This is a genomic window from Pseudomonas sp. FSL W5-0203 (genome assembly GCF_001896155.1).
Taxonomy (GTDB): Bacteria; Pseudomonadota; Gammaproteobacteria; order Pseudomonadales; family Pseudomonadaceae; genus Aquipseudomonas; species Aquipseudomonas paracarnis.
Genome location: NZ_MPOR01000016.1, coordinates 14,491 through 40,466, shown reverse-complemented (window position 1 = coordinate 40,466; position 25,976 = coordinate 14,491). Strand labels below are relative to the sequence as shown.

21 protein-coding genes are annotated in these 25,976 nt (G+C 59.6%); 15 read left to right on the top strand and 6 right to left on the bottom strand.

Translation table 11 applies throughout. The features are described from left to right. Positions 1-82: 82 nt before the first annotated feature. Positions 83-1,282, top strand: coding sequence for an MFS transporter (locus BOP96_RS15835; RefSeq protein WP_019820166.1), 1,200 nt, complete (start codon positions 83-85; stop codon positions 1,280-1,282). Here BOP96_RS15835 and BOP96_RS15830 read toward each other — a convergent pair. After that, positions 1,238-1,840, bottom strand: coding sequence for a tRNA-(ms[2]io[6]A)-hydroxylase (locus BOP96_RS15830; protein WP_014718337.1), 603 nt, complete (start codon positions 1,838-1,840; stop codon positions 1,238-1,240). The two genes, BOP96_RS15835 and BOP96_RS15830, sit on opposite strands and share 45 nt — an antisense overlap. Positions 1,841-1,989: 149 nt before the next feature. On the opposite strand from BOP96_RS15830, the gene BOP96_RS15825 reads away from it, so the two are divergent. Then, complete coding sequence (locus tag BOP96_RS15825) at positions 1,990-2,853, top strand: universal stress protein (protein ID WP_014718336.1); 864 nt, start codon at positions 1,990-1,992, stop codon at positions 2,851-2,853. A 134-nt stretch (positions 2,854-2,987) separates the two neighbouring features. On the opposite strand, the gene BOP96_RS15820 is transcribed toward BOP96_RS15825, so the two are convergent. Further along, positions 2,988-3,455 (bottom strand): DUF1289 domain-containing protein, encoded by a 468-nt coding sequence (locus tag BOP96_RS15820; protein WP_003190830.1) that lies wholly within the window; start codon positions 3,453-3,455, stop codon positions 2,988-2,990. Positions 3,456-3,850: 395 nt separating this feature from the next. Between BOP96_RS15820 and acnB the strand changes: the two genes are divergently transcribed. The 5 genes from acnB to BOP96_RS15795 all read left to right on the top strand — a co-directional run bounded on the left by acnB (position 3,851) and on the right by BOP96_RS15795 (position 10,465). Further along, complete coding sequence (gene acnB / locus BOP96_RS15815) at positions 3,851-6,460, top strand: bifunctional aconitate hydratase 2/2-methylisocitrate dehydratase (protein WP_003190828.1); 2,610 nt, start codon at positions 3,851-3,853, stop codon at positions 6,458-6,460. A 364-nt stretch (positions 6,461-6,824) separates the two neighbouring features. After that, on the top strand, positions 6,825-7,718 hold the full coding sequence (locus BOP96_RS15810) for an alpha/beta fold hydrolase (protein ID WP_073453281.1): 894 nt from the start codon (positions 6,825-6,827) through the stop codon (positions 7,716-7,718). A gap of 25 nt (positions 7,719-7,743) precedes the next feature. Then, on the top strand, positions 7,744-9,015 hold the full coding sequence (locus BOP96_RS15805) for a glycosyltransferase (protein WP_073453279.1): 1,272 nt from the start codon (positions 7,744-7,746) through the stop codon (positions 9,013-9,015). A 117-nt stretch (positions 9,016-9,132) separates the two neighbouring features. Then, entirely contained in the window at positions 9,133-9,858 is a 726-nt protein-coding gene (locus tag BOP96_RS15800) for an autoinducer binding domain-containing protein (protein WP_073453277.1), read from the top strand. A 28-nt stretch (positions 9,859-9,886) separates the two neighbouring features. Continuing rightward, the gene (locus tag BOP96_RS15795; RefSeq protein WP_014718330.1) at positions 9,887-10,465 is read left to right on the top strand and encodes an acyl-homoserine-lactone synthase; all 579 of its coding nucleotides are present in this window, start codon (positions 9,887-9,889) and stop codon (positions 10,463-10,465) included. Between the two features lie 52 nt (positions 10,466-10,517). On the opposite strand, the gene BOP96_RS15790 is transcribed toward BOP96_RS15795, so the two are convergent. After that, positions 10,518-11,795, bottom strand: coding sequence for a serine/threonine transporter (locus BOP96_RS15790; protein ID WP_014718329.1), 1,278 nt, complete (start codon positions 11,793-11,795; stop codon positions 10,518-10,520). A gap of 415 nt (positions 11,796-12,210) precedes the next feature. Between BOP96_RS15790 and BOP96_RS15785 the strand changes: the two genes are divergently transcribed. The 5 genes from BOP96_RS15785 (at position 12,211) to BOP96_RS15765 (ending at position 16,297) form a co-directional block, all read left to right on the top strand. Next, positions 12,211-12,705 (top strand): DUF4822 domain-containing protein, encoded by a 495-nt coding sequence (locus tag BOP96_RS15785; RefSeq protein WP_014718328.1) that lies wholly within the window; start codon positions 12,211-12,213, stop codon positions 12,703-12,705. Positions 12,706-12,795: 90 nt separating this feature from the next. Continuing rightward, positions 12,796-13,209: a hypothetical protein gene (locus tag BOP96_RS15780; protein WP_020301515.1), complete on the top strand. Its 414-nt coding sequence runs from the start codon at positions 12,796-12,798 to the stop codon at positions 13,207-13,209. Positions 13,210-13,357: 148 nt separating this feature from the next. Then, positions 13,358-14,311, top strand: coding sequence for a 2-hydroxyacid dehydrogenase (locus BOP96_RS15775; protein WP_058410358.1), 954 nt, complete (start codon positions 13,358-13,360; stop codon positions 14,309-14,311). A gap of 129 nt (positions 14,312-14,440) precedes the next feature. Next, positions 14,441-15,508, top strand: a complete 1,068-nt coding sequence (locus tag BOP96_RS15770; protein ID WP_020301516.1) for a phosphotransferase family protein — start codon at positions 14,441-14,443, stop codon at positions 15,506-15,508. A 21-nt stretch (positions 15,509-15,529) separates the two neighbouring features. Beyond that, complete coding sequence (locus tag BOP96_RS15765) at positions 15,530-16,297, top strand: SDR family oxidoreductase (protein WP_014718324.1); 768 nt, start codon at positions 15,530-15,532, stop codon at positions 16,295-16,297. Positions 16,298-16,348: 51 nt separating this feature from the next. Here BOP96_RS15765 and BOP96_RS15760 read toward each other — a convergent pair whose 3' ends face one another. Continuing rightward, positions 16,349-18,079 carry a hypothetical protein gene (locus BOP96_RS15760; RefSeq protein ID WP_175562990.1) on the bottom strand — a complete coding sequence of 577 codons (1,731 nt, stop codon included), beginning with the start codon at positions 18,077-18,079 and terminating at the stop codon, positions 16,349-16,351. Positions 18,080-18,103: 24 nt separating this feature from the next. Then, positions 18,104-21,472, bottom strand: a complete 3,369-nt coding sequence (locus tag BOP96_RS15750) for a calcium-binding protein (RefSeq protein ID WP_073453273.1) — start codon at positions 21,470-21,472, stop codon at positions 18,104-18,106. Between the two features lie 161 nt (positions 21,473-21,633). Here BOP96_RS15750 and pdxR point away from each other — a divergent pair, with 161 nt between their 5' ends. Continuing rightward, a complete protein-coding gene (gene pdxR, locus BOP96_RS15745; RefSeq protein WP_073453271.1) occupies positions 21,634-23,067 on the top strand; it encodes a MocR-like pyridoxine biosynthesis transcription factor PdxR in 1,434 nt (477 codons plus the stop codon). An 84-nt stretch (positions 23,068-23,151) separates the two neighbouring features. Continuing rightward, positions 23,152-23,553: a cupin domain-containing protein gene (locus tag BOP96_RS15740; protein ID WP_019820196.1), complete on the top strand. Its 402-nt coding sequence runs from the start codon at positions 23,152-23,154 to the stop codon at positions 23,551-23,553. 127 nt (positions 23,554-23,680) lie between these two features. Here the strand turns inward: BOP96_RS15740 and BOP96_RS15735 are convergent, their stop codons facing one another. Beyond that, complete coding sequence (locus BOP96_RS15735) at positions 23,681-24,310, bottom strand: DNA-3-methyladenine glycosylase I (RefSeq protein ID WP_073453269.1); 630 nt, start codon at positions 24,308-24,310, stop codon at positions 23,681-23,683. Between the two features lie 215 nt (positions 24,311-24,525). Here BOP96_RS15735 and BOP96_RS15730 point away from each other — a divergent pair, with 215 nt between their 5' ends. Next, positions 24,526-25,851 (top strand): C4-dicarboxylate transporter DctA, encoded by a 1,326-nt coding sequence (locus BOP96_RS15730; RefSeq protein WP_172832684.1) that lies wholly within the window; start codon positions 24,526-24,528, stop codon positions 25,849-25,851. Positions 25,852-25,976: the final 125 nt, after the last annotated feature.

Here is a 25,976-nt window from a genome sequence, read left to right as displayed (position 1 = left end):
AGTCCACAGCGAAGAAGCTTCATGCTTTTAAGAGTTTTTAACAAATAGCCTGCACTTTTTAACGCCATTGACAGGGAGTTCTATGCGCAAGGATTACCTGGCGTTCTTCATTTCGCTGTTCCTTTCACGGCTGGCCGACCAGGTTTTGCTGTTTATCGTGCCCCTGATCGTATTCCAGACCACTCAAAGCGTGTCGTGGGCGGGGCTGGCGTTTTTTGTCGAGTCACTGCCGCGCTACCTGGCTTTTCCGGTGTGCGGGGCATTGTGCGACAGGTTTTCACCGGTGCGTATCCTGCATATCAGCCAAGTGTATCGGGCCGTGGCCTGCGTGGTGGCGATGGCGCTGTATGGGCTGTTCGACGGTATCCATTGGCTGGTCATGCTGTCCGCGGTATGCGGCGTGTTGACCACCCAGGGCATCATGGCGCGGGAAGTGGTGATGCCGCATATCTTCGAGCATTACACCTACGCCAAGACCTTGTCCTATTCGCAGATCGCCGACCAGAGCGGGCTGGTGCTCGGGCCATTGGTGGCGGCGCTGATGCTGGAAGTCTGGGCGTGGCCTTGGGTGGTGCTGGGGGTCGCCGTGCTGTTTGTGCTGGCGGACCTGGCGATGCTGATCTGGCAGCGCCACACCACGGTGGACCTGCACATCCATGAACAACAGCCGGGTAACTGGCTGCAACCCCTGCGCACCGCTTTTGGCCACATCCTCAACCGGGTGGAGTTGAAACGCATCATCGTCCTGGCGGTCGGTGTGAACCTGATGGTCGGCGTGACGCTGGCCACCTCGGCTGCCATGGTCACCGGCCACTACGCAGCGGGCAAAGACACCTATGCCCTGCTGCAAGCCGCCGGGGCGCTGGTGACCATCGCGATTCTGTTCTACCTGGCGCATTCATCACTGAAGCTGAAGGTACTGGGCGGGTTGTCGTACTCGATGATCACCGTCGGCGCGCTGATCACAGCGCTCAGCCCCGGCGTGTGGGCCTACGCGGTGGGGTTCCTGCTGCTGACCGGCTTTGACAAGATGTTCAACGTGTACCTGCGCAGCACCCGACAACGGGTGATTCCGGTGCAGGACTTCGGCAAGACAGTCGGCGTGATGACCTTGCTCAACAACCTGGCCCAGCCCTTGGCGGGCTTGATGATTGCCGTGCTGGCAGCACCCTTGGGCACGCCAACGGTGATCCTGCTGCTGGCGGGGATCACCGCGTTGATCGGTGTGGCCGTGGCCTCAGGCTGGCACGCCACTGTGAAAGCGGAACTCGACGTCGGGTGATTCGATCAGGTCCTGCTCGGTGGCTCGCACCCGGTCGATCACCTGGGCGATGTCCTTGGCGTCGCCGTACTGGTAAGCCAGCTTCAAGTAACCCTGGAAGTGCCGCGCCTCGCTTTTGAGCAAGCCGAAGTAGAACTTGCCGAGTTCTTCGTCCAAATGCGGCACCAGCGCTTCGAAACGCTCGCAACTGCGTGCTTCGATAAAGGCGCCCACCACCAGGGTGTCTACCAGCTTGACCGGCTCATGGCTGCGCACCACCTTGCGCAAACCCGAGGCATAACGGCCGGCGTGCAGTTGACGCAGTTCGACCTTGCGCTTTTTCATCAGGCGCATGACCTGCTCGTGGTGCACCAACTCTTCGCGGGCCAGGCGCGACATCATGTTGATCAGGTCAACGTGGCCGTAGTACTTGGCCATCAGGCTCAAGGCGGTGCTGGCGGCTTTGAATTCGCAGTTCTTGTGGTCGATCAGCAGGGTTTCCTGATCGGCCAACGCGGCCTGGACCCAGGCATCGGGGGTGCGGCAGCCGAGGAATTCATGGATTTCGGGCAGGTTCATCGGGCTCACGGGCAAAGGATCACAAAAGGGCGCCGATTATACCGACCCCGTCGCAGACCACCAGCCACCGGCCTTGATATGTATCAACATGACGGCTGCCGGCCAGCAACTATAGTTATCCAACGCCCGCCCTTTTGGAGATCCCGACCATGCAAGCCATCCGCAGCATCCTGGTGGTCATCGAACCCGAGCATTCGGAAAGCCTGGCCCTCAAGCGTGCCAAGCTGATTGCCAAAGTGACCGACGCGCACCTGCACTTGCTGGTCTGTGACAAGAAGCACGAGCATTCGGCGCTGCTGAGCCTGCTCAAGGAAGGCTTGAAAGAAGACGGCTACAGCGTCACCACCGAGCAGGCCTGGAACGACAGCCTGCATGAAACCATCATCGATGTGCAGCAAGCCGAAGGCTGTGGCCTGGTGATCAAACAGCACTTCCCCGACAACCCTCTGAAAAAAGCCCTGCTGACCCCGGCGGACTGGAAGTTGCTGCGCTATTGCCCGACGCCGGTGTTGCTGGTCAAGACCGCCACCCCTTGGGCAGGCGGCGTGATCCTGGCGGCCATCGATGTGGGCAACGCCGACGGCGAACACCGCTCGCTGCATAATTCGATCATCGACCATGGCTTTGATATCGCCAGCCTCGCCAAAGCGCAGTTGCATGTGATCAGTGCTCACCCCTCGCCCATGCTGTCGGCGGCAGACCCGACCTTTCAGCTCAAGGAAACCATCGAGGCGCGCTATCGCGAGCAATGCAAGGCCTTCCAGGCCGAGTTCGACGTGGACGACAGGCACCTGCATATCGAGGAAGGCCCCGCCGATGTGCTGATCCCCCATATTGCCCATCGCTTGCAGGCGGCGGTGACCATTATCGGCACGGTGGCACGCACGGGGATTTCCGGCGCGTTGATCGGCAATACGGCGGAGGTGGTGCTGGATGCGGTGCAAAGCGATGTGCTGGTGCTTAAACCGCAGACGCTCATGGACCATCTGCAAGAGCTGGCGACCAAGCCCTGACACCGACCTTCAGGCAATGTGGATCAAATGTGGGAGCTGGCTTGCCTGCGATTGCGGTGGGTCAGCTGGCGCATTTGCTCCTGATACACCGCTATCGCAGGCAAGCCAGCTCCCACATTGACCTCGCCAGTCAATTAACCCAGCGCATCTTTCAAGAACCCAGGCGCGATATAGCGCTGGTAATGCGCCTCGGACAAGATAAAGAACTCGCGATCAATGGCATCGCGCAGTTCAGGCAGCGCCCAGTCGCGAAACTCCGGCAACAGCACCATGCCGTACGCCTCCAGGTTATTGATCACCCGGGCCCCACGGGCGATCAACTGGTAGGCCCAACAATACTCGGACTGGTGTGGCACAAAGCGAATCTTGCGTTGCTCCAACTGCCCGCGCAGTGTCTTGGGGTCGAAAACCTCCACTTTGCCGGCCATGACCTGCACCAACAGCTGCTCAAGCCTGAGCCAGACCGCACGCTTTTCTTCTTCGTTATAGCCGTTCCACTGGATCACTTCATGGTGAAAGCGCTTGCATCCACGGCACACGAGATCGCCGTAGACCGTAGAGCACAGGCCGACGCAGGGGGTCTTGATGGTTTGGTTGGGCATGGGCAGCAACACGCAAATCAGCGAAACAGTGCGCCATGTTAGCCCTTTGTCTAAGGTTGATCACCCAGCAAACTTGAGTAGGCAACTTACCTTTAGATTTTTTTTGCCGTAGAATCACCCGGCCTTGTAAGGCGCCAATAATCCGCTGGAAGCTGTTTTCAAAGCGTCACGAGCACAGTCGTTCCTTCAGAACGGTGTTGGCGCAGGTTCGACCCGGTAGGTCAGAGCCCGCGCCAACCCTCATCAGCTCCGTTCTGCAGGCGTAAAACTTTGAAAGCAGCTTCTGTAAGAAATGGCGGCAGCGCTGGCTTTGCGGCCCAAAAAGCCCCCGAGCGCATGCGTGCCGTTCATTTCTGGATGAGCGTCCCGTGGGACCACTGATGAGGGTAATAACTGTGCTTGAAGCCTACCGCAAACATATCGAAGAGCGTGCCGCACTGGGTATCGTTCCCCAGCCGCTTAACGCCGAACAAACCGCAGGCCTGGTCGAGCTGCTGAAAAATCCTCCGGCTGGCGAAGAAGAATTCCTCGTTGACCTGATCACCAACCGCATTCCACCAGGCGTTGACGAAGCCGCTTACGTCAAGGCCGGTTTCCTGTCTGCCCTGGCCAAGGGCGAAGCCACTTCCCCCCTGATCGACAAGAAACGCGCTGTTGAACTGCTCGGCACCATGCAAGGCGGCTACAACATCGTGACATTGGTCGAGCTGCTGGACGACGCCGAACTGGCGCCCGTCGCGGCCGCCCAACTCAAGCACACCCTGCTGATGTTCGATGCGTTCCACGACGTCGCCGAAAAAGCCCGCAACGGCAACGAGCACGCCAAAGGCGTGATCCAGTCCTGGGCTGACGGCGAGTGGTTCCGCAACCGCCCTACCCTGGCCGACAAGATCAGCCTGCGCGTCTTCAAGGTCACCGGCGAAACCAACACCGACGACCTGTCGCCTGCGCCTGATGCCTGGTCCCGTCCTGACATCCCGCTGCACGCCCTGGCCATGCTGAAAATGGCGCGTGAAGGCATCGTGCCGGACGAGCAAGGCAAGACCGGCCCGATGAAGCAGATCGAAGAGATGCGCGGCCAAGGCTTCCCGATCGCCTACGTCGGTGACGTGGTCGGTACCGGTTCGTCGCGTAAATCGGCAACCAACTCGGTATTGTGGTTCTTCGGTGACGACGTGCCTTACGTGCCGAACAAGCGTGCTGGCGGTTTCTGCTTCGGCAGCAAGATCGCTCCGATCTTCTACAACACCATGGAAGATGCTGGCGCACTGCCAATCGAATTCGACGTTACCAACATGAACATGGGCGACGTGATCGACCTGTACCCGCATGCTGGCAAAGTCTGCAAGCACGGCACCGACGAAGTCCTGACCACCTTCGAAATGAAGACCCCGGTGCTGTTGGACGAAGTTCGCGCCGGCGGCCGTATCCCGCTGATCATCGGCCGTGGCCTGACCGACAAGGCACGCGCTGAGCTGGGCCTGGGCCCTACCGACCTGTTCAAGCTGCCTGAAGCGCCTGTCGACACCGGCAAGGGCTTCACCCTGGCGCAGAAAATGGTCGGCAAGGCCTGTGGCCTGCCAGAAGGCAAAGGCGTTCGTCCAGGCACCTACTGCGAGCCGAAGATGACCACCGTGGGGTCCCAGGACACCACCGGCCCAATGACCCGTGATGAACTCAAAGACCTGGCGTGCCTGGGCTTCTCGACCGACCTGGTGATGCAGTCCTTCTGCCACACCGCGGCTTACCCCAAGCCGATCGACGTGACCACCCACCACACCCTGCCTGACTTCATCATGACCCGTGGCGGTGTATCGCTGCGTCCAGGCGACGGCATCATCCACAGCTGGCTGAACCGCATGCTGCTGCCGGACACCGTCGGTACCGGTGGCGACTCCCACACCCGTTTCCCGATGGGCATCTCGTTCCCGGCCGGTTCTGGCCTGGTCGCGTTCGCCGCAGCCACTGGCGTAATGCCACTGGACATGCCGGAATCGATTCTGGTGCGCTTCAAAGGCAAGATGAAACCTGGCATCACCCTGCGTGACCTGGTGCATGCCATTCCTTACTACGCGATCCAGGCTGGCCTGCTGACCGTAGAGAAGAAAGGCAAGAAGAACGCCTTCTCTGGCCGCATCCTGGAAATCGAAGGCCTGAACGACCTGACGCTGGAACAGGCTTTCGAGCTGTCCGACGCCTCGGCTGAACGTTCGGCTGCCGGTTGCACCATCAAGCTGTCCAAAGAGTCCGTCACCGAGTACCTGAACTCCAACATCACCCTGCTGCGCTGGATGATCGGCGAAGGCTACGGCGATGCACGCACCCTGGAACGTCGCGCCCAAGCGATGGAAGCCTGGGTTGCCAACCCGGAGTTGATGGAAGCCGATGCCGACGCCGAATACGCCGAAATCATCGAAATCGATCTGTCGGAAATCAACGAGCCGATCCTCTGCGCGCCAAACGACCCGGACGACGCCCGTCTGCTGTCCAGCGTCGCTGGCGAGAAGATCGACGAAGTGTTCATCGGTTCGTGCATGACCAACATCGGCCACTTCCGCGCTGCCGGTAAGCTGCTGGAGCAGGTCAAGGGCCAGTTGCCGACTCGTCTGTGGCTGTCGCCGCCGACCAAGATGGACGCTCACCAACTGACCGAAGAAGGCTACTACGGCATCTACGGCAAGGCTGGCGCACGTATGGAAATGCCAGGCTGCTCGCTGTGCATGGGCAACCAGGCACGCGTTGAGCCGAACTCCACCGTCGTGTCGACCTCGACCCGTAACTTCCCGAACCGCCTGGGTGATGGTGCAAACGTCTACCTGGCATCGGCTGAGCTGGCTGCCGTGGCCTCTACCCTGGGCCGCCTGCCAACCGTCGAAGAGTACATGGGCTACGCAGCGAAACTGGACACCATGGCCAGTGACGTCTACCGCTACCTGAACTTCGACCAGATCGCTGAGTTCCGCAAGATCGCAGCAAGCGCCAACATCCCGGTGATTCAAGCCTAACGGTGTGTTGATGTGAAAGGCGCCGCGTATCGCAAGGTACGCGGCGTTTTTTTGCGTGCGCCAAAAGGGTAACGGATGTCAATCCAGGCTCCCGCTCCCCCTTAAAGAGTTGTATCAGACTGAAAAGTACTGGCCGCCGACAGCCTTTGCACGACGACCTACCAGATCAGGTAGTTGTCCCTCTACGCCTTGAAGGCTAAAACTCTCTACACCCTGACGCCTGTATCACGGAACCCACCAGCTCTGGATGTACTTCGCGCTGTAAGCCGTACCCCTTAATAAAAAAAACAAACCCTGCCCTCGACACCCAAGCCCGGTGCCAGGGGCGCTCTCGCCTGTTTTTTGTGCTGACTGGAGGTGTGTTATGTCGCGTAGCCAATATGTGATCAAGAAAATCTTCAAGCATTATTCGGTGTCGGTGGAACACATCGGCGATGCGCCTGATAGAAAGAACGTCCTGTTGGTCAACGGCGCCATGGCCACGACGTCGGCCTTTGCCCGTACCAGTAAATGCCTGGCCGAACACTTCAACGTGGTGCTGTTTGACTTGCCGTTCGCTGGAAACTCCCGCGCTCACAACCCTGACCGGTGCCTGGTGACCAAGGACGACGAAGTCCAGATCCTGCTGGCATTGATCGAGCGCTTCAACATTCACCACTTGGTTTCCGTGTCCTGGGGTGGCCTGTCCACCCTGCTGGCACTTGCCAAAAATCCAGACAGCGTTGAAAGCTCAGTGGTGATGTCGTTTGCGCCTGGCCTCAACGCGCCGATGCTCGATTACGTCAGCGGGGCGCAGGCACTCATGGCCCGGGATGACAACGCAGGGATCGGCCATTTGCTCAACCAGACGCTGGGCAAGCATCTCCCGGCTCGACTCAAGACCGCCAATCAACAGCATATGGCGCAGTTGATCAACGCCGAGCAGCATCAAGCGCGCTTCCATATCGAACAGGCACTCAAGCTCAATGAAGGGGCCTACTTGCCGCAACTCTCGAACATTGACAGTCATGTGCACTTCCTGAATGGCGCCTGGGACGAATACACCAGCGCCATGGACGTGCAGTCCTTCAAGCAGTACATCCGCGATTGCAGCTTCTCCATTGCCCAGAGCAGCGGACATTTTCTGGACCTGGAGTCCAAGGCCGCGGCCAACGGCGTGCACCGCGCGTTGCTCGGGCATTTGCTGAGGGCATGCGATGCCCAGCCAGGGGCGTTTTGCGAGCAGTCGGCTCAACGAGCGCGGCTGAGCTTTGCCTAAATACTTTTCAACAAGGACGTGGATGATGCGAGTAATCATGGTTGCCATCGGCTCGGCCGGTGACGTTTTTCCCTTTATCGGCCTGGGGGCTGCCCTGACTGTGCGCGGTCATCAGGTCACCTTGTGCAGCATGCCGACGTTTCAGCGCGCCATTGAGGCGCAGGGGCTGAACTTCGTGCCGTTATGCGATGAGGCGACCTACAGCGCCGCCATGGGCGATCCCCTATTGTGGGACCCGAAGACCTCATTCGCCGTATTGTGGCAAGCCATCGCCGGCCTGCTGGAACCCGTCTACGACTATGTAACCACTCACAATACCGACGATACGGTGGTTGTCGGCTCACTATGGGCCTTGGGGGCACGTATCGCCCATGAAAAATACGGCATCCCTTATCTGTCCGTCCAAGTGTCGCCATCCACGTTGCTTTCTGCACATTTGCCGCCCGTGCACCCCACCTTCAATGTGTCGCGGCGCTTGCCATTGACTCTGCGCAAGCTGCTCTGGCGCGGGATCGAATACCTGAGCCTGGACCGTACCTGTGCTCCCCAAATCAACGCACTACGCCACAAACATGGGCTACCAGGCGTGGTGAAGAACATCTTCAGTCAATGGATGCATGCGCCCCAAGGGGTGATATGCCTGTTCCCCGAATGGTTCGCCCCCGCACAGAAAGACTGGCCACAGCCTTTGCACATGGCCGGTTTCCCTCTGTTCGACGGTGGCGCCCCTGGGCTCGATGAGCCCACACGAGCCTTTCTGGTTGCCGGAGCGCCCCCTATTGTCTTCACTCAAGGCTCCACTGAGCACTTTGACCAGCAGTTTTATCGTTTCGCCCTGGCAGCGCTGCACAGGGTCGGTGCCCGCGGCATTTTTCTGACCGGTGATCGACCGCTCTTCACGGACCTGCCGCCCACCGTGATACAGCGCCCGTTTTCGCCGATGAGTTCGCTGTTGCCCCACGCGGCCGGTCTGGTCCACCCCGGCGGCATTGGCGCCATGAGCCAGGCGCTGGCGGCCGGCATTGCGCAGATTGTGCTGCCTATCGCTCATGACCAGTTCGATAACGCCGAACGCCTGGTGCGCATGGGATGCGGCATACGCCTTGCCCTACCGTTAAACAAACAGGACCTGGACGATGCGATCACAACGCTCTTGCACGACAGCCGGCTGCAAACGGCCTGTCGTCGAGCGAGCAGCCTGATGCCCTGCGACGCTGCCTCTTGTGAAACAGCGGTCAACGCCATTGAGCAGTGCCACGCGCGGCATTCAATGCCTCGCCTGCGCCAGGCCTCATAAACCACGAACGTCCAAGTGTAAGCACCGTGCCAGAGCGGTCGGGAAGCCTCGGCAAAGTTTGACAGAAATAGCTTGTGGGCTAGATTGCCAAGAATGCAGTAATCGAGGCGACTGTCCATGGAGAAGGAAAACGACCTCATTCGTTGGTGGGATTGCTTACGCATCGAGATGTGCAAGCAACAGGATGAGACTCAAGTGTTAGCGCTTCTGGAGCGTGAAGTGTTGCAACTGGGGTTCGAGTACTACGCCTATGGCGTACGTCACCTGACCCCTTTTACACGCCCCAGAACCGAGATATGCGGGTCCTACCCCGCAAGCTGGCTGGCACATTACGAGAAGCAAAACTACGCGGCTGTCGATCCGTCAATCCTTAGTGGCTTGCGCTCTACCGAGATGGTGGTATGGAACGACGCACTGTTTGATAACAGCCGCACGCTGTGGCAGGAAGCTCGGGACTGGGGCTTGTGCATCGGCGCCACACTGCCGCTTCGAAGCCACGACCGTTCACTGCGGGTACTGTCCGTGGCTCGGCGCCAAGACATTATTTCGCAGGCTGAAAACAACGAGATTCAAGTGCGCCTGCGCTGCATCCTTGAACGGGTGACACTGCGCCTGACAGACCTGGGTGATAGCGAACGCGCCCACCAATCGGTCTGCCTGAGCCGGCGTGAGCGGGAGATCCTGCAGTGGACCGCCGACGGCAAGAGTTCAGGAGAAATTGCGCTGATCCTCACTATTTCCGTCAACACCGTAAACTTTCACCTCAAAGCCATTCAGAAGAAATTCGGCGCTGGCAACAAAACACTGGCGGCAGCCTACGCCGCTGCACAGGGCCTTATCTAGGGCCCGACAATTGCGATAAGGACATCCAATGATCAGCATCATCACCCGTCGTCACCATGAACTGTCTGCAACGCTTGAGGACGACCTGGGCCGCTACCGACACGAAGTTTTCATCCAGCAATTGGGCTGGCAACTGGATTCCACGCACGCCCGGCCCCAACGCGAATTCGACCAGTTCGACCACGCGGATGCTCGTCATATCCTCGCCCTGGATGCCGAGCACCAAGTCTGCGGTTGCGCGCGGCTCTTGCCGACCACGCAACCTTATCTGCTGGCGCAAGTGTTCGGTTTTCTGTGCGACCAGCCAACCCCGCGAAGCAGCGACACCTGGGAGGTGTCGCGTTTTGCCGCGCGCGCCCTGGAGGAAGGCACCTTACCGATGCGCGTCTGGTGGAACAGCCTGAACCATGCCTGGAGCCAGGGCGCCAATCGGGTAGTGGCGGTGACCACACCCGCGCTGGAACGTTATTTTCTCAGGCATGGCGTGCAGTTGAGCCGCCTCGGTTCTCCGCAACGCGTGAATAAAGACCATGTGGTAGCGCTGAGTTTTCCGGCCTGGCAGAAAAACGGCCAAATCGCGTTACACGCAGAGTCGGCCGTTGCCTAGCGATGGGTGATCCCCACCTGTGCTTAAAGCCGGGGCATCGGCTGCGAACGCCTCAGGGAATCAGCGAGTAAATCAGTGAGGAAATGGCCACCAGACCGACCAGCGTCACGAACACATTCGAGGCCTGCCCCCGGTACTTGGCCATGGCCGGGACCTTGCGGATCGCGTACATCGGCATCAGGAACAGTATCGACGCGATGATCGGCCCGCCCAGGGTCTCGATCATGCCAAGGATGCTCGGGTTGAGCGTGGCGACGATCCAGCACACCACCAACATGAAGGCGGCGGTCATGCGGTCCAGGGTCTTGGGTGCCGGGCGGCGGCCAGTCTTGACCACCAGGCCCTTGAGGCCCTCGCTGGCGCCGATGTAGTGGCCCAGGAACGACTTGGCAATCGCCACGAACGCAATCAACGGCGCGGCAAAGGCAATCGTCGGGTTATCGAAGTGGTTGGCCAGGTACGACAGGATCGACAGGTTCTGCGCTTTCGCTTCGGCCAACTGCGCGGGCGACAGGGTCAGCACGCAACTGAACACGAAGAACAGCACCATCGCCACCATCAGCAAGTGCGCGCGGGACAGGATCTGCGAGCTGCGCTCGTCGGCGTGTGCGCCGTACTGGCGCTTCTGGTCCACCGCGAAGGCCGAGATGATCGGTGAATGGTTGAACGAGAACACCATCACCGGAATCGCCAGCCACAGCGTGTTGAGCAGCGCCGAGGGTGCCGGCACTTCGCTGGCGGTGCTGAGAATGCCGCCATTCCAGTGCGGTACCAGGTACACCGCCAGGAACAGCAAGGCCACAATAAACGGGTACACCATCAAGCTCATGGCCTTGACGATCACTTGCTCACCGCAACGCACCACGGCCAGCAGACCCAAGATCAACACAAACGCCAGGATGGCCCGGGGCGGCGGCAGGATATGCAGCTGGTGCTCCATGAAGCTGCTGACGGTATTGGTCAGCGCCACGCTGTAGATCAGCAGGATCGGGAAGATCGCAAAGAAGTACAGCAAGGTGATCAGTGCACCGGCCTTGATACCGAAATGCTCTTCAACCACATCGGTAATGTCGGAACCTTCACGGCCGGACAGCACGAAACGGGTCAGCCCACGGTGGGCAAAGAACGTCATCGGGAAGGCCAGCAACGCCAGGATCACCAGCGGCCAGAAGCCCCCCAGGCCCGCGTTGATAGGCAGGAACAAAGTACCGGCGCCAATGGCGGTACCGAATAGCCCGAGCATCCAGGTAGTGTCCTGGCGGCTCCAGCTTGTGAGCGTTGCAGGTGTCGTTGCATAGCGTTCGTCGACGCTATTGGCCTGATCATTCATCCGGTGGGATCTCCGCATTCACACGGCCAGCACGAGTCAGAAAAACCTGACAGGCAGCGCCCTGGCCGAAACAAGGGCCGGATTGTCCGGGATTCTCTTGGAGAAGCAAAGACTTAGCTGAGGAATGGTTAGGCGGAGCAGCTGGTCAAGTGGCCGCCCCCGTGAAGGTTTTGGATGGCTGAAACGTCGTACAAACATTACGTCTAAGTTTTAATAGGCCACCTATTGCGAGAAGAGTCCGACAACAAGTTCAGAAGCAGCCCGCTTCAAAATCATATTCTTAGTCATACAACCCCTCAACTGTTACAGGACCATACATAGCTATTGAGCACGCGTAAATTCACACACTAATATCTTCGCGCACTGACCGACAAAGACGATAACAACACTTAACCAACCAGTAAGGAGTTTGATAATGCGAAGATTCACCCTTGCTTTTACCGGCCTGTTTTTCGCGGGTTTATTAGGCGCGCCGTCAAGTTACGCGAAACCGGTTGAGGCTGATGTTCGTGCCCTGGCCTCTTCGCCTCAATGGTTGACCACCAAGGTTTATATAGAGGGCGAGCCAGAAAACGACGTCAAGGCCAAATACCCCGGCGTGGTCGGAATCTCAATGTGGGACCCGCAACGCAATCGTTACGAATTTTTCTACACCGATACAGGGCGCTCGAAACACCCTGATGGCGGGGGCGGTTATTTCCTGGTCACTGGCGACAAGCAGACCCACATCCTGGTGCCCGACCTTGGCCCGCATCGCACCATCGTCAGAAGGCTGGAAAAATTGGACAACACCGAATTCACCTATTCTCGTGAAGTCCCTCGCGACATGGTAGCGACCAACCCTCCCGTTAGAATCTATGTGGTACATGCGCCTTACACGGGACCAATAAAGACTCAGATGTCAAACTAGTTAAACACCCAATTTATATCCAGCCATAAAGAACCAATAACAAACGAGGCACTTGTGATGAATCCATACGCTTCATTCAGATATCTACTCATGCCTGCACTGCTGGTAGCCGTACTGTTGCCCAGCGCAACCACGGTACAGGCCAACACGACACTGCCCACCAAAAGCATCGCCGCCACGTCCGATAACACCGTCATGTTGACCGTGTTTCTTAAACACGATCAATCACGCCCGCTGGGCGAATTGAAAGCCCAACTGGCCAAGCAAGAATTTCACAAGGTCTTCCCGCCGGAAGGTGTCGAAGTCGTCAGTTGGAATATCACCATGGGCATCGGGCAAGTCATCGTGCTGCGTTTACCGGCGTCTCGCCTGGCTCAAGTCAACCTGGCCATCGAGAACACGGCGTGGGGTGTCTACAAGACGGAATTCTTCCCGACCTACGATTTCATGCCGATCGCACAAAGAGAGCGGGCCCAGGCACGGCAACCGGGGACTACTCAGTAGCTGGCGCGACAGCGAAGGAGCCTGGGTGCGCGGGTTTGGGTTGCGCAGCCAGGTTTGACGTATCCGGAAATCTTGCAGGAGGTCAGCGCAATAACGGGTAGGTTCGGCGCATACTCATGCTCTCAAACCCTTCAGGAAGAGCCTTGCGATGCCCACCACTGTTCTGGTCCTGGTTGAAACCATCAACGAATACCTGCAAATCATCGAGAGCAACGACTTTCATGTGATCCTGGCGCCGACGCCTACTGAACGCGCCCAAGCGATCAAGACCCATGGGGGGCAGATTCAGGCCGTGCTGACCCGCGGGCCGCTTGGGTTGTATGCCGAAGAGATCGCCGCGTTGCCATTACTGGAGATCATCTGCGTGATTGGCGCCGGCTACGAACATGTGGACCTGCAAGCGGCAAGCAACCGCGGGATAGTGGTGACTAACGGTGCCGGCGTGAACGCACCCTCGGTGGCTGATCACGCCATGGCGTTGCTGTTGTCACTGGTGCGCGGGATTCCTCAGACCGACGCCGCTGTTCGCCGCAGCGAGTGGCCGAAGGTCATGCGCCCTTCCCTGGCCGGCAAACAACTGGGCATTCTCGGGCTGGGGGCCGTGGGCATGGAAATCGCCAAGCGCGCCGCCCTCGGGTTTGGCATGGAAGTGAGCTATCACAACCGCCAACCTCGCGATGACGTGGATTACACCTACTGCTCAACGGCCGTCGAACTGGCGCGCACTTCGGACTTCCTGATCCTGGCCACGCCCGGTGGGGCCGGCACTCGCCATCTGATCGATAAACATGCGCTGGATGCGTTGGGGCCCAATGGCTATCTGGTGAACATTGGCCGCGGCAGCGTAGTGGTGACCGCCGACCTGGTCGCCGCGCTGGAGCAGCGCCGCATCGGCGGCGCCGCGCTGGACGTGTTTGACGATGAGCCTGCAGTGCCCGATGCCCTCAAGCGCCTGAGCAATACCGTGCTGACGTCCCACGTGGCCGGCCTGTCCCCGGAAGCGGCCCATGACACGGTGCAGCGCGTCGCTGATAACCTGGTGGAATACTTTGCCGGCCGCCCCGTGCTTACACCGGTGACCTTGCCAGCGCCTGCAAAATGACCGATCAGGCACGCTGATCACCCTTCAACACGCTAACCTATTAAGCCGCCCCGGCCTTGTCGCTGGGCGGCTGTGCGCATTAGATTAGGAAATAGTCCAAGGCCTTTAGAATAAGCAGAAGGGATAAGCATGGCGCTGAACGACCAATCGACCCAGATTCGCCCAGGCGAAGAACTTGATGCCAGCCTGATCGATCCCTACCTCAAAGCTCATATTCCGGGCCTGAGCGGTACCGTCAAAATCAGCCAGTTCCCTGGTGGCGCGTCGAACCTGACTTACCTGCTGGAATACCCCGACCAGGAATTTGTTCTGCGTCGCCCGCCGTTTGGTCACAAGGCCAAGTCTGCCCACGACATGGGCCGCGAATACCGCATTCTCAACCAGCTCAAAGATGGCTTTCCGTACTGCCCCAAGGCTTATGTGCACTGCACCGATGAATCGGTGATCGGCGCCGAGTTCTATGTGATGGAGCGCGTCAACGGCATCATCCTGCGCTCCGACCTGCCGGCTGAGCTGGGCCTGGACGCCACCCGCACCGAGGCCTTGTGCAAGAGCTTTATCGACAAATTCGTCGAACTGCACCAGGTCGACTACCACGCCTGCGGCCTGGCCGACCTGGGCAAGCCCGAAGGCTACGTGGCGCGGCAGATTCGCGGCTGGGGCGAGCGCTATGAAAAAGCCCTGACGCCCGATGCGCCAAAATGGGAGGCGGTACGCGCCTGGCTCAACGACAAGATGCCTGCCGATCACTCCACCTCCAGCATCGTGCACAACGACTACCGCTTCGACAACGTGATCCTCGACCCGCACAACCCGATGCAGATCATCGGTGTGCTGGACTGGGAGCTGACCACCCTGGGCGACCCGTTGATGGACCTGGGCAACACCCTCGCCTACTGGATCGAGGCCGCGGACCCGGCACCGGTGCAACTGATGCGCCGCCAGCCGAGCAACGCCCCCGGTATGCTCACCCGCCGCCAGTTTGTCGACTACTACGCCGAGCGCTCCGGCATCCAGATCGACAATTTCGATTTCTATTACACCTACGGCCTGTTCCGCCTGGCCGGGATTGTGCAGCAGATCTACTACCGCTTCTTCCATGGCCAGACCCAGGACAAACGCTTCGCGCAGTTCATCCACATGAACAAACTGCTGGAGCAGATGAGCCTGAATGTCATCGGCAAATCAGCGCTCTGAGTGCAACTACAAGGAACCCTCATGTCCAAGACCAACCTGTTCGACCTCGATGGCAAGATTGCGTTTGTTTCCGGCGCCAGCCGTGGCATCGGTGAAGCCATCGCCAAGTTGCTGGCCCAGCAAGGCGCCCATGTGATTGTCTCCAGCCGTAAGCTGGAGGGTTGCCAGCACGTGGCCGATGCGATCATCGCCGAGGGCGGCAAAGCCACGGCCATTGCCTGCCATATTGGTGAAATGGAGCAGATCACCCAGGTGTTCGCCGGCATTCGTGAACAGTTCGGCCGCCTGGATATCCTGGTCAACAACGCCGCCACCAACCCGCAGTTCTGTAATGTACTGGACACCGACCTGGGCGCATTCCAGAAGACCGTTGACGTGAATATCCGTGGTTACTTCTTCATGTCGGTGGAAGCCGGCAAGCTGATGCGCGAGAACGGCGGCGGCAGCATCATCAACGTGGCCTCGATCAACGGCATCTCGCCGGGCGTGTTCCAGGGCATCTACTCGGTGACCAAGGCCGCCGTGATCAACATGACCAAGGTGTTTGCCAAGGAATGTGCGGCCTTTGGAATCCGTTGCAACGCGCTGCTGCCGGGCCTGACCGATACCAAGTTTGCCTCGGCGCTGGTCAAGAATGATTCCATCCTGAAAATGGCCCTGGCCCAGATCCCGCTCAAGCGCGTGGCCGACCCCAGCGAAATGGCTGGCGCGGTGCTGTACCTGGCCAGTGATGCGTCGAGCTATACCACTGGGGTTTCGCTGAATGTGGACGGTGGTTTCTTGTCCTGACGCCCCAGGCGCCATCGGTGGCAGACGGGGCTGAGCCGTCTGCCATCAGACTCAGACTCGCACGCCGCTCATATCGATCTTGAATAGCACCAGTTTGCCGTCTGGCAGGGTCGCGCCAATCACCTTGAACAGCCGCTGACGGTCCAGCGCATCCGCTACCTGTTGCCTGGCCCCTGGATCACTGCGGTCCAACTTCTTCAACACGCGTCTAACCCAGCCATCCTCCATCTGGAAATGCTCATAGACCCTCTGCATGCTGACATTGCGCGGTTTGGCATGCTTGACCTCAAGCACGTAGACATCGCCCGCGGGCCCTTTGAACACCAGATCGAAACCGTTTTGACCGCCACCGTAGGTTCCACCAGGGATGATTTGATAGCCATCATTGACCAGTAGTGCGCGGTACATCTTCTCATTGGCAAGCCCACGGCCCTTTGCATCCTGAATACTCAGCGTCTTCCAATGATCAAACAACGCTATTTCATCCGCGCGCCTTTGCCGATGGGGATAATGAAACTGGTCGTTGGCGGCCACTGCGTCGACATTGAACGAGCCCTCACGGCGTACCGCAACGGTGGCCATGCCTTGAAACGGATCAAACTGCACAATGCCCATGGGTAGGGCGAGGCCGTCGGCCTTGGCCTGTATCCCCTGTAACAGCCGACCATAGGGATAACCATGGGTCCAGATGTGCGTATCAATCTTGCGATCTTGCAGGTGCGCGGGTGCATTGCGGATAGCCGGGTTATCGAATGCAATCATCTGCCGCGCATACTGGCGCATGTAGCAGTACGTTTGCCTGTCCTGCGTCGACATCACCCCCTGGCTCATATCACTGATAACAGTGGTGTAGCCCAGAACCTTGCGGGCCGCGCGAATGATGGCGCCGATGCTGCCCAAGCGCATCTCGGGCACCCACGAAGCACGGCTGCCACCGGTATCCAGGTAAACACCCGGCGCATGGCTGTGTGCATTGGGAATCATCTGGTATTTATTTCTCGTGCTATCAAGATCGACGCGAACCACTACGCCCCCCACCTCCAGATAGCTGGCGATTGAGTCACCAGAGATCTGAATGATGCCGTCTTCGGTGATGGCCCCGCTTTGCTGCCACACCCCACGCGCGTCAGGTACGTAAAGTTTGTTATCGCCCGCTTTGAAGGACGCCAACGAGAACCGGGCATCGCCGTAGTAGCTCTGCCCGCCCATGACGTACTGTCTTTTCCCCTGGATAGCCGGCCCCGTCGTTGCGCCCCCACCTCGTGCATCGTAAAGCTGCAGATCCAACCGTGGATCCCGCGGCACGGGGGCGGCCATCGGCATCGACACCGGTGCACTGGCATGAGCCGCCGTCGTCACGCCGGTCCAGGTCCAAGTGCCACCCACTCTGCTGACAGCAGATGGGCTGGCCGCCAGTTGATGAGCCAAGCGCGGGTGATAAGTGCCGCTGGCCGGGTGATAGTCCACTTGCACTGTCTGCCCGGTATCCAGATCAATGTAACTGCGGCCGGCAGCCTGACGAACACCCTCGGCATTTGCGGGCCCAAGCGCATCGCCCGTTACCCACACTGCCTGCGGCGGCAGCGGCCCAGGCAGATCCAGCGCACTTATGTGCGCGCCCCCAAGCGCGTCGCCGTGCCCGGCGCGCTGCACGCCTTGATTCACAGGTTGAAGGGAAGGAACCAGACGGCCATAGTCCCTGACCATGACGGTGTCGGCACCCAAGCCGATACGTGAGGGTGATACATGCGCGGTCCTGGGTGATTGAGGTTTTTGCTGCATAAAAAATCCCTTTTCAATGATCTATCAAACTGAATCGGCACCGATAAACCGCAGTTGCGCAGACGTCACAGTGCGCTGGGGATCAGCGTCCGCTCCCCAGCAATCGCGACCTGCATCGTAATGAATACCTGACACCGTACCGTCCTCCAGCTCAAGGCCGACGATACGCAACTGACGCACCATCACGGTCGTCCACTGGCGAGAACGGCGCAGCGCACCCAGTACCTCATCGATGTTCGAATAACGGCAAGCATCCAGTTGCACGAGGCAGATCGCGCCCAGGTCCTGGCGAATGTCGTACTGCTCGCCCTGCAGGGTGTGTACGCTGACCTGTTCCAGCGGTATCGAAGGGTCTGTCACGGGAGGCAGCAACACTGTCACGCTGCCAACGGTCAGCGTGTCGTTGATCAGGGCGATATGCGCCCGCTCAATCAACTCGCCAAGACCGGCGGTATTGATCCGCCAGAACGACGCGTCCGCCGTTTTGGCCAACGCCCCCGGCGTGGACAGGGCAATCGTTGAGCCTGCGCTGGGCACGACCTCGTAGGTCGATGAGCGCCCCATCAGCGCATAAGGCCTCTGGTAATGGGGCGGTACAGGAATAACGACTTTCTGTTGCACCGATTGCAACCAGATGCCCTTGGCGCTGTGCGGTCGAAAAAACCCGTGCACGCCGGGCTTTTCTATCAAGGCAGAGCTGCCGTCGAAGGTCTTGAACCCGGGCGAGGCACGGTCTTGGATATAGGATTGCTGGGCCGCCTGCACGCGGTATGAGACGCCGTCATTCATGACCAGCACGAATCGGCAGTCCAGCGTCAAGGCCACCGCGATGATGTTTGAGGTCACGTTGGTGCGCGCCGAAGAACGATCGCTGGCATAGTGGGCGAGGACCAATTGGCTGCCGTCGATGAACCTGATGGTCAATCTCACGTCGCTGTAGGTCAGCGAATCGAAGTGTCCCCTCCTGCGCAGGGTCACGCGGTAATGGGCCAAGGCCTGGAGAATCTCCCGCGACGAATAGTCCACGTACAGCACGCACGCGGTGGTGTCGCCCTTGAGGCGAACATCGAGCACCTTTGCACCTGGCCCGCGTTCGACGAACCCACGCGTAGAACGCCCATGGGGCACCACGAACGTGCCAGCGCCCAACACCTTGTCCAGGCTGACGTCCTGGCCGCCCGCTCTCACGGCAACGGTGACGTTAGTGTCCTCGCTGCCCATCAACACCGGTTCAAGGATCGGCTCAAGCGTATAGCCGTCCTCCGTGAGAAACAGCAGGTTGTGCTTGTTCAAGCGGCGCAGCTCATCACTGGACGTATAGAGCCGCTCAAGCTTGATGACTTGCTCCGGCAGTTCGCCGTCCACGCCCCTCCACGCCACGATGACCAGCGCACAGCCCTGGATACGCCAACTGCTGATAGACGCCAACGGCCAGCGCATCTCAATCACAGAGCCCTCGGCCCAGTCCTGCTCATGCAATGTCACCGCGCCAGGGTTGCTGGCAATCACATAACGATCCTTGCCCGCCCCACCGTCCACCCAGGCGCCAGCGCCCAGCACAATCACTGTATCGTTGCCCTCTGCGGCTTCGATCCGATCGTTGTGACCGGCGGCGACCAGGGTATTGGCCTGTGCTGAACCCTTGACGTGGCTGGCTAGCCCGGTTGGGGTGTAGATATTTTCTATCGAGTCCAGGCTGATCGAAGGATAAGGCGGCGACTTGTCGATATCCTTGCGCCGCACCACAGTGCCCGCCTGCAGGTCGATGGCATACCCTGCCGTCCCGTCCTCATAAATTGTCGAGTTGGCCAGGTAAAGCGTATCGCTGCCCTCCTCGCCACGCAGCTCGCTGGCCGGGCTATTCGCATCGGTTTCGTCCAGTATGGCCGTCGGCATGTCATACCTGAACAGGTCGTTCTTGGCGCCCCCGGTGAGCTGCTTGTGGCCTTCACCGAAGCGGAAAATGTTCGGGTTGCCAGTCGAACCTTTGACCTTGTCATTACCTCCCCCCAGTTGCCAGAGCACAGCCGCATCCACGGCAGTACTGTCAAACACCGCACCCGGCAGACGGTCAACCGGGGTATTGGACGCATCGACTTCATCATCTTGGTCAATCACCGTGGGCTCTGTGGTATCGATGTACGGATCTTCACCCTCGGCCTCGTTCCAGCGGCGCTTCCAATGGCGGACTGGCCTCAACCGCACCTCAAACCCGCCATTGACCACCGCCTGCACGGTGCCTTTGAGCGCGCCTTTAAGCCAGGCATCGGCCTGCTCCTCCAGTTGCTGCGCATACTGTTGTTCCATCCGGGCCACGACGTACCGATCGCGTATGGCCCTCTCCTGCTCCTTGCCTTGAAAGGCCAACCAGCCCGCGTGCAGGCGCTCGAAGATACTCAGTTCGATGTAATCATCAATGTCATCCACCTGACGAACCGCAGCATAGAGTTGCGTGCCAAAGATCAGTACGGCAGCGGCGGCAATGCCCAGCGGGCCGGCCACGCTGAACCCGGCCAACGCAGCGGCACTCAGGGCCACAGCCACGCTGGCGCTCACAATACTGAAGCCGGCATTGACGTAATGGTCCATGGCTTCCTTGCCGGTACTCTTGGCTGCCTTGGCGAACGACTCCTTGGCATTGAGATAATCAAAGGGCAACGTCAGCACCAACGCAAACAGGCTGGCCCCCCGTCGCAGGGCCTGGCCAAGGCAACTGGTGCTGAAACCTGCAAATACCTTGCGACCGTTTTCCAGCAGCCGTCTGCCGAGTTTTTCCAGCGCCAGCTCCAGTGCAGCCCCTGTGAGGTTGGCCAATAACTCAGCGCCGGTGACCACCGACCTATTGATGTCGCCAGTTTTGATCGCCTCGGCCAAGGCGCTGATTGCGCTGTAATACCCGTAAGCTGCAAGCCCCGCGCCCATGACCGCCAGGCTTCGGCTTTTCTTCGGCTCGACCCAGCGAGGCATTCCCCCCAACTGCGCCGCTTGGTTGAGATTGGTTTTCTGTACTGAACGCAACAGGTTATCGAGCTTGCCGACTGCACCAGGATGTTCGTCTCCCGGCTTCGCCAACAGCAGAGGTGGTGCCTGTACCGAACGCAATGCCGCGAACTCGAATAACAGTGCGGCACTGTTGTCACTGACCGAGTCATTCCTGCGCAGACACCGATGCAGTCTGGATGCCGAGAATCGGATCGCATCAAGCAGCGTCTGGTCTGCTTCGCGTACCGCCAGGTGATGGGCCTTTACCGGTTTTCCCGCCATATAGGCCCCCATGGCGGCAAGGTCTCTACGCTGGACAGTCAGCTCGCCCACAACCAATGGCCCCAGGCTCTGATCCAGGGCAAGCAATGCTGCTTGCCTTTTTTTCGCAGGTGTTTCGATTGTCGCCATGCGTCCGCCTCCCTATGCCACGACGTAAACAGGGATAGTGGCGGCCAACAGGACCCAGGCAACGGTAGATGCTTATGCGTACCGGCAATTGACGCACAGATAGTTTGAGCCCATAGCGCAAGCGAGTAATCTTGGCGCGGAGTGAAGCCTTGGGATGAAACATGGAACTGCACGTGGTAATCAATGGCCGCAAGGACCTGGCCGAACAGCTCTACCAGCAGTTGCGCGAAGCCATCGCCACCGGGCGGCTGTCGGCAGGCGCACAGCTGCCCCCCAGCCGACTGCTCGCCGAACAACTGGGCATCTCGCGCAAGACCGTGTCGGACACCTACGCCACCTTGACCTACGAGGGCCTGCTGATTGGCAAGATCGGCCGCGGTACTTTCGTCAATGCCTGGGCGCCACAGCCCGACCGCGTGCAAACCGCCACCGACCTGGCGTGTGCCGCCAACCTGGGCAAATGGGCGGCACTGCCCTCACTTATGGGCCACCCCGCCCGCGAGGAGATCCTGCGCTACGAATTTATCGGTGGCGCGACGACACGCCACCAATTCCCACAGGATGAATGGCGGCGTTGCACCCAGGATGCGTTGCGTCGCATCGCCCAGAACAGTGGTTTTTACAGCCAGCCAGAAGGCGTGCCCGCCCTGCGCGATGCCATCGCCGGGCATATCGCGTTTTCCCGCGGGGTCAAATGCGGCGCCCGCGATATCGTGGTCACCAACGGGGCACAGCAGGCGCTGGACCTGCTTGCCCGCGTGGTGCTTGAACCCGGCAGCCTGGTCGCGATGGAAGACCCCGGCTACAGCCCCGCACGCCAATTGTTCGTCGCGATGGGCGCCCGCGTCGCCAGTGTTGCCGTCGACGAACAGGGCCTGCAGGTCGACCAGATCCCGGATGGCACGCGCCTGATCTATGTGACGCCGTCCCACCAGTTCCCCCTCGGCATGCCCATGAGCCAGGCGCGGCGCGAGGCCCTGCTGGACCGCGCCATTGCGCTCGGCGCGATCATCATCGAAGACGATTACGACAGCGAATTCCGCTACGAAGGCCGCCCCACCGACTCCCTGCAAAGCATGGATACCCGAGGCGTGGTCACCTACGTCGGCACCTTTTCCAAAACCCTGTCGCCGGAGTTGCGCCTGGGCTACGCGGTGCTGCCGCCGGCCATTTATGGTGCGGTGCTCAAGGCCAAGCAATTGACCGACCAGCACAGCGCTACCTTGCCGCAGTGGGCACTGGCCAAGTTCATCAGCGAAGGCTACCTGCTCAAGCATATTCGCCGCTGTCACGGGGTCTATGCGGGGCGTCGCGAACGCATCCTGCAGCGTCTGGCGGGCGATCTGTCGCCGTGGTTCGAGGCAGTACCGACGGTGGCGGGCTTTCACCTGGCGGCCCTGTGCAAGGTGCCGGTGAATATTCCATTGCTGATGGAACGGGCGCGCCAGGTTGAGGTGGGTTTATATCCCTTGGACGTGTTTTTTCACGACAAGCCGGTGCGCTCGGGGCTGATTCTGGGGTTCGGCGCCATCGAGACCCTGGACATCGACCCGGCGCTGGACAAGGTCCGCGATATTCTCCTGCAGATTGGCTAGGCAGTTTTCCGGCGCATTGGTCATTGGTGGCAAGCCGTCGGCGGCGTAGGGTGAAGCGGTCTTTCACCCGATGGAACCCTCATCATGAAACGCTTATTCGCTGCCACCCTGATGCTCGCCTCCCTCAGTGCATTTGCCCACGACCCGGTCTACAACAAGGAAACGCTCAAGGTGCTGCAAGAGCACGCCTTGACCAACGTGCCGGGCAAGAAAACCATCATGCTCACCGTGGACTACGCCCCCGGCCAGGCCACCGTGCCCCACAGCCACACCGGCACCGCCGTGGCTTATGTGCTCGAAGGCGAGATCACCTCGCGGGTCAATGATGAAAAGGCGATCACCTACAAAGCCGGGCAATCGTTCTACGAACCGGCCGGCTCGCGGCATTTTGAGTCAAGCAATGCCAGCCAGACCCAACCGGCCAAGCTGCTGGTGGTGATGGTGCTGGATGACAAAGCTGAGGTACTCACCCCGCTTCCCAAGTAATCAGCAACACCACAAAACCCATGTGGGAGCTGGCTTGCCTGCGATAGCGGTGGACCCGCCAGCTCATCTTTTACTGGCCCACCGTTATCGCAGGCAAGCCAGCTCCCACAGTTTTAACCGTATCTGGTCAGGGACGTTTGAACAGGTTGCGCTGGAGTTCAATGCGCTGGCGGCACTCACAACCCTCCAGATGATCATTGACCATTCCCATCGCCTGCATCAACGCATACATCGTGGTCGGGCCGACGAAGGTCCAGCCGCGTTTCTTCAGGGCCTTGGACAAGCGCACCGAAGCCGCTGAGGTCGGATTGGCCGTCCAGTAAGCAATGTCCACCACTGCCGGCCGCTCTTGCGCGCCGGGTTCGAACGCCCACAGCCAGCGCGCCAGCGAACCGGTCTCCTCCACCAGCTCACAGGCCCGGCGTGCGTTGTTGATGGCCGAGATGATTTTCGCCCGATTGCGCACGATGCCCGGCTCGCTCATCAACCGCTCGATGTCCGTCTCGCCGTACTGCGCCACCCGGCGAAAATCAAAACCCTCGAACGCCTGCCGAAAGTTTTCGCGCTTGCGCAGGATGGTGATCCACGCCATCCCCGCCTGAAACCCCTCCAGGCAGATCTTCTCGTACAGCGCGATGTCATCCGCCACCGGCACACCCCACTCGTGGTCGTGGTAATGCAGGTACGCAGGCGCTGCAGTGCGCCAGGCGCAATACATGCGCCCTGCTTCGTCGGTTGTCAGCCCTGATTGATCCATCCATCACCTCGTATGCCCAAGGCGATGATACGCAAAAAAAATTAATCCCCGCCAACCGCTCAAGCATCGTACTTACCGACCAACTGGTCAGACCGGGACCTGCCAACCGCCAAATATTTACTTGTGATTTGAAAAAACCCGAGCGTAGACTGGCCCCGCACTGGACTTACCGGTAAGACCACAACAATTAAGCCCTGGAACCACCAGGGCACCGAATAGAGATCCCTCCCATGCTCAGATGGTGCTCGCGTTCGATTTTCCTGCAAGTCGTGATTGGCCTGATACTCGGCATCGTCTGCGGCCTGGCCCTTCCCGAATTCTCCTCGCAACTCAAACCTTTGGGTGACGGCTTTATCAAGCTGATCAAAATGCTGATCGGCCTGATCGTGTTCTGCGTAGTGGTCAGCGGTATTTCCGGCGCGGGCGACTTGAAGAAGGTCGGACGCATCGGCCTCAAGTCGGTGATCTATTTTGAGATGCTGACCACCGTCGCCCTGGTGCTCGGCCTGATCATGGCCTTCAGCACCGGCATCGGCAGCGGCGCCAATATTCACCTGGAGCAACTCTCTTCCGCCGGTTTGAATGAACTGGCGGACAAGGGCCAGCACATCCGCGGCACCAGCCAGTTTCTGATGGAGTTGATCCCCAACTCGGTAGTCGGCGCCTTTGCCGATAATAACGTGCTGCAAGTGCTGTTGTTTTCGGTGTTGTTCGGCAGCGCGCTGAACCTGGTGGGCGAAGCGGCCAGCGGGATTTCGCGACTGATCAACGAATTGAGCCATGTGATCTTCCGCATCATGGGCATGATCGTGCGCCTGGCGCCGATTGGCGTATTCGGTGCCATCGCGTTCACCACCAGCACCTATGGCCTCGATTCACTGCAACACCTGGGCAGCCTGGTGGGGCTTTTCTACCTGACCTGTTTTGCCTTTGTGGCGGTGATCCTCGGGCTGGTGATGCGCCTGTCGGGCCTGCGCATGTTGCCGCTGCTCAAGTACCTGCGCGAAGAACTGCTGATCGTGATGGGCACCGCGTCGTCCGACGCGGTGTTGCCGCAGATCATGCGTAAACTGGAACACCTGGGCATCGGCAGCTCCACCGTGGGCCTGGTGATTCCCACCGGCTATTCGTTCAACCTCGACGGTTTTTCCATCTACCTGACCCTGGCTATCGTGTTTATCGCCAACGCCACCGGCACACCGCTGTCGATGACCGACTTGCTGACCATCCTCCTGGTATCGTTGATCACCTCCAAGGGCGCCCATGGCATTCCAGGCTCGGCATTGGTGATTCTGGCGGCAACGCTCACAGCGATTCCGGCGATTCCGGTGGTCGGCCTGGTGTTGGTGCTGGCCGTGGACTGGTTCATGGGCATCGGCCGTGCGCTGACCAACCTGATCGGCAACTGCGTGGCCACCGTGGCGATTGCACGCTGGGAAAAAGACATTGATATCCAGCGCGCCAACAAGGTGCTCGACGGCCAGCAAGGCTATGCCTTCCAGGCCAAGAAGCCGGTACTGCCGGCGCATCAGGAGTTCTAGGACAACACCCATCCAATGTGGGAGCTGGCTTGCCTGCGATAGCGGTGGGTCAGCGTCAACTGTAGTGCCTGACACTCAGTCATCGCAGGCAAGCCAGCTCCCACTTTGGACCTTCGCCAGACTGA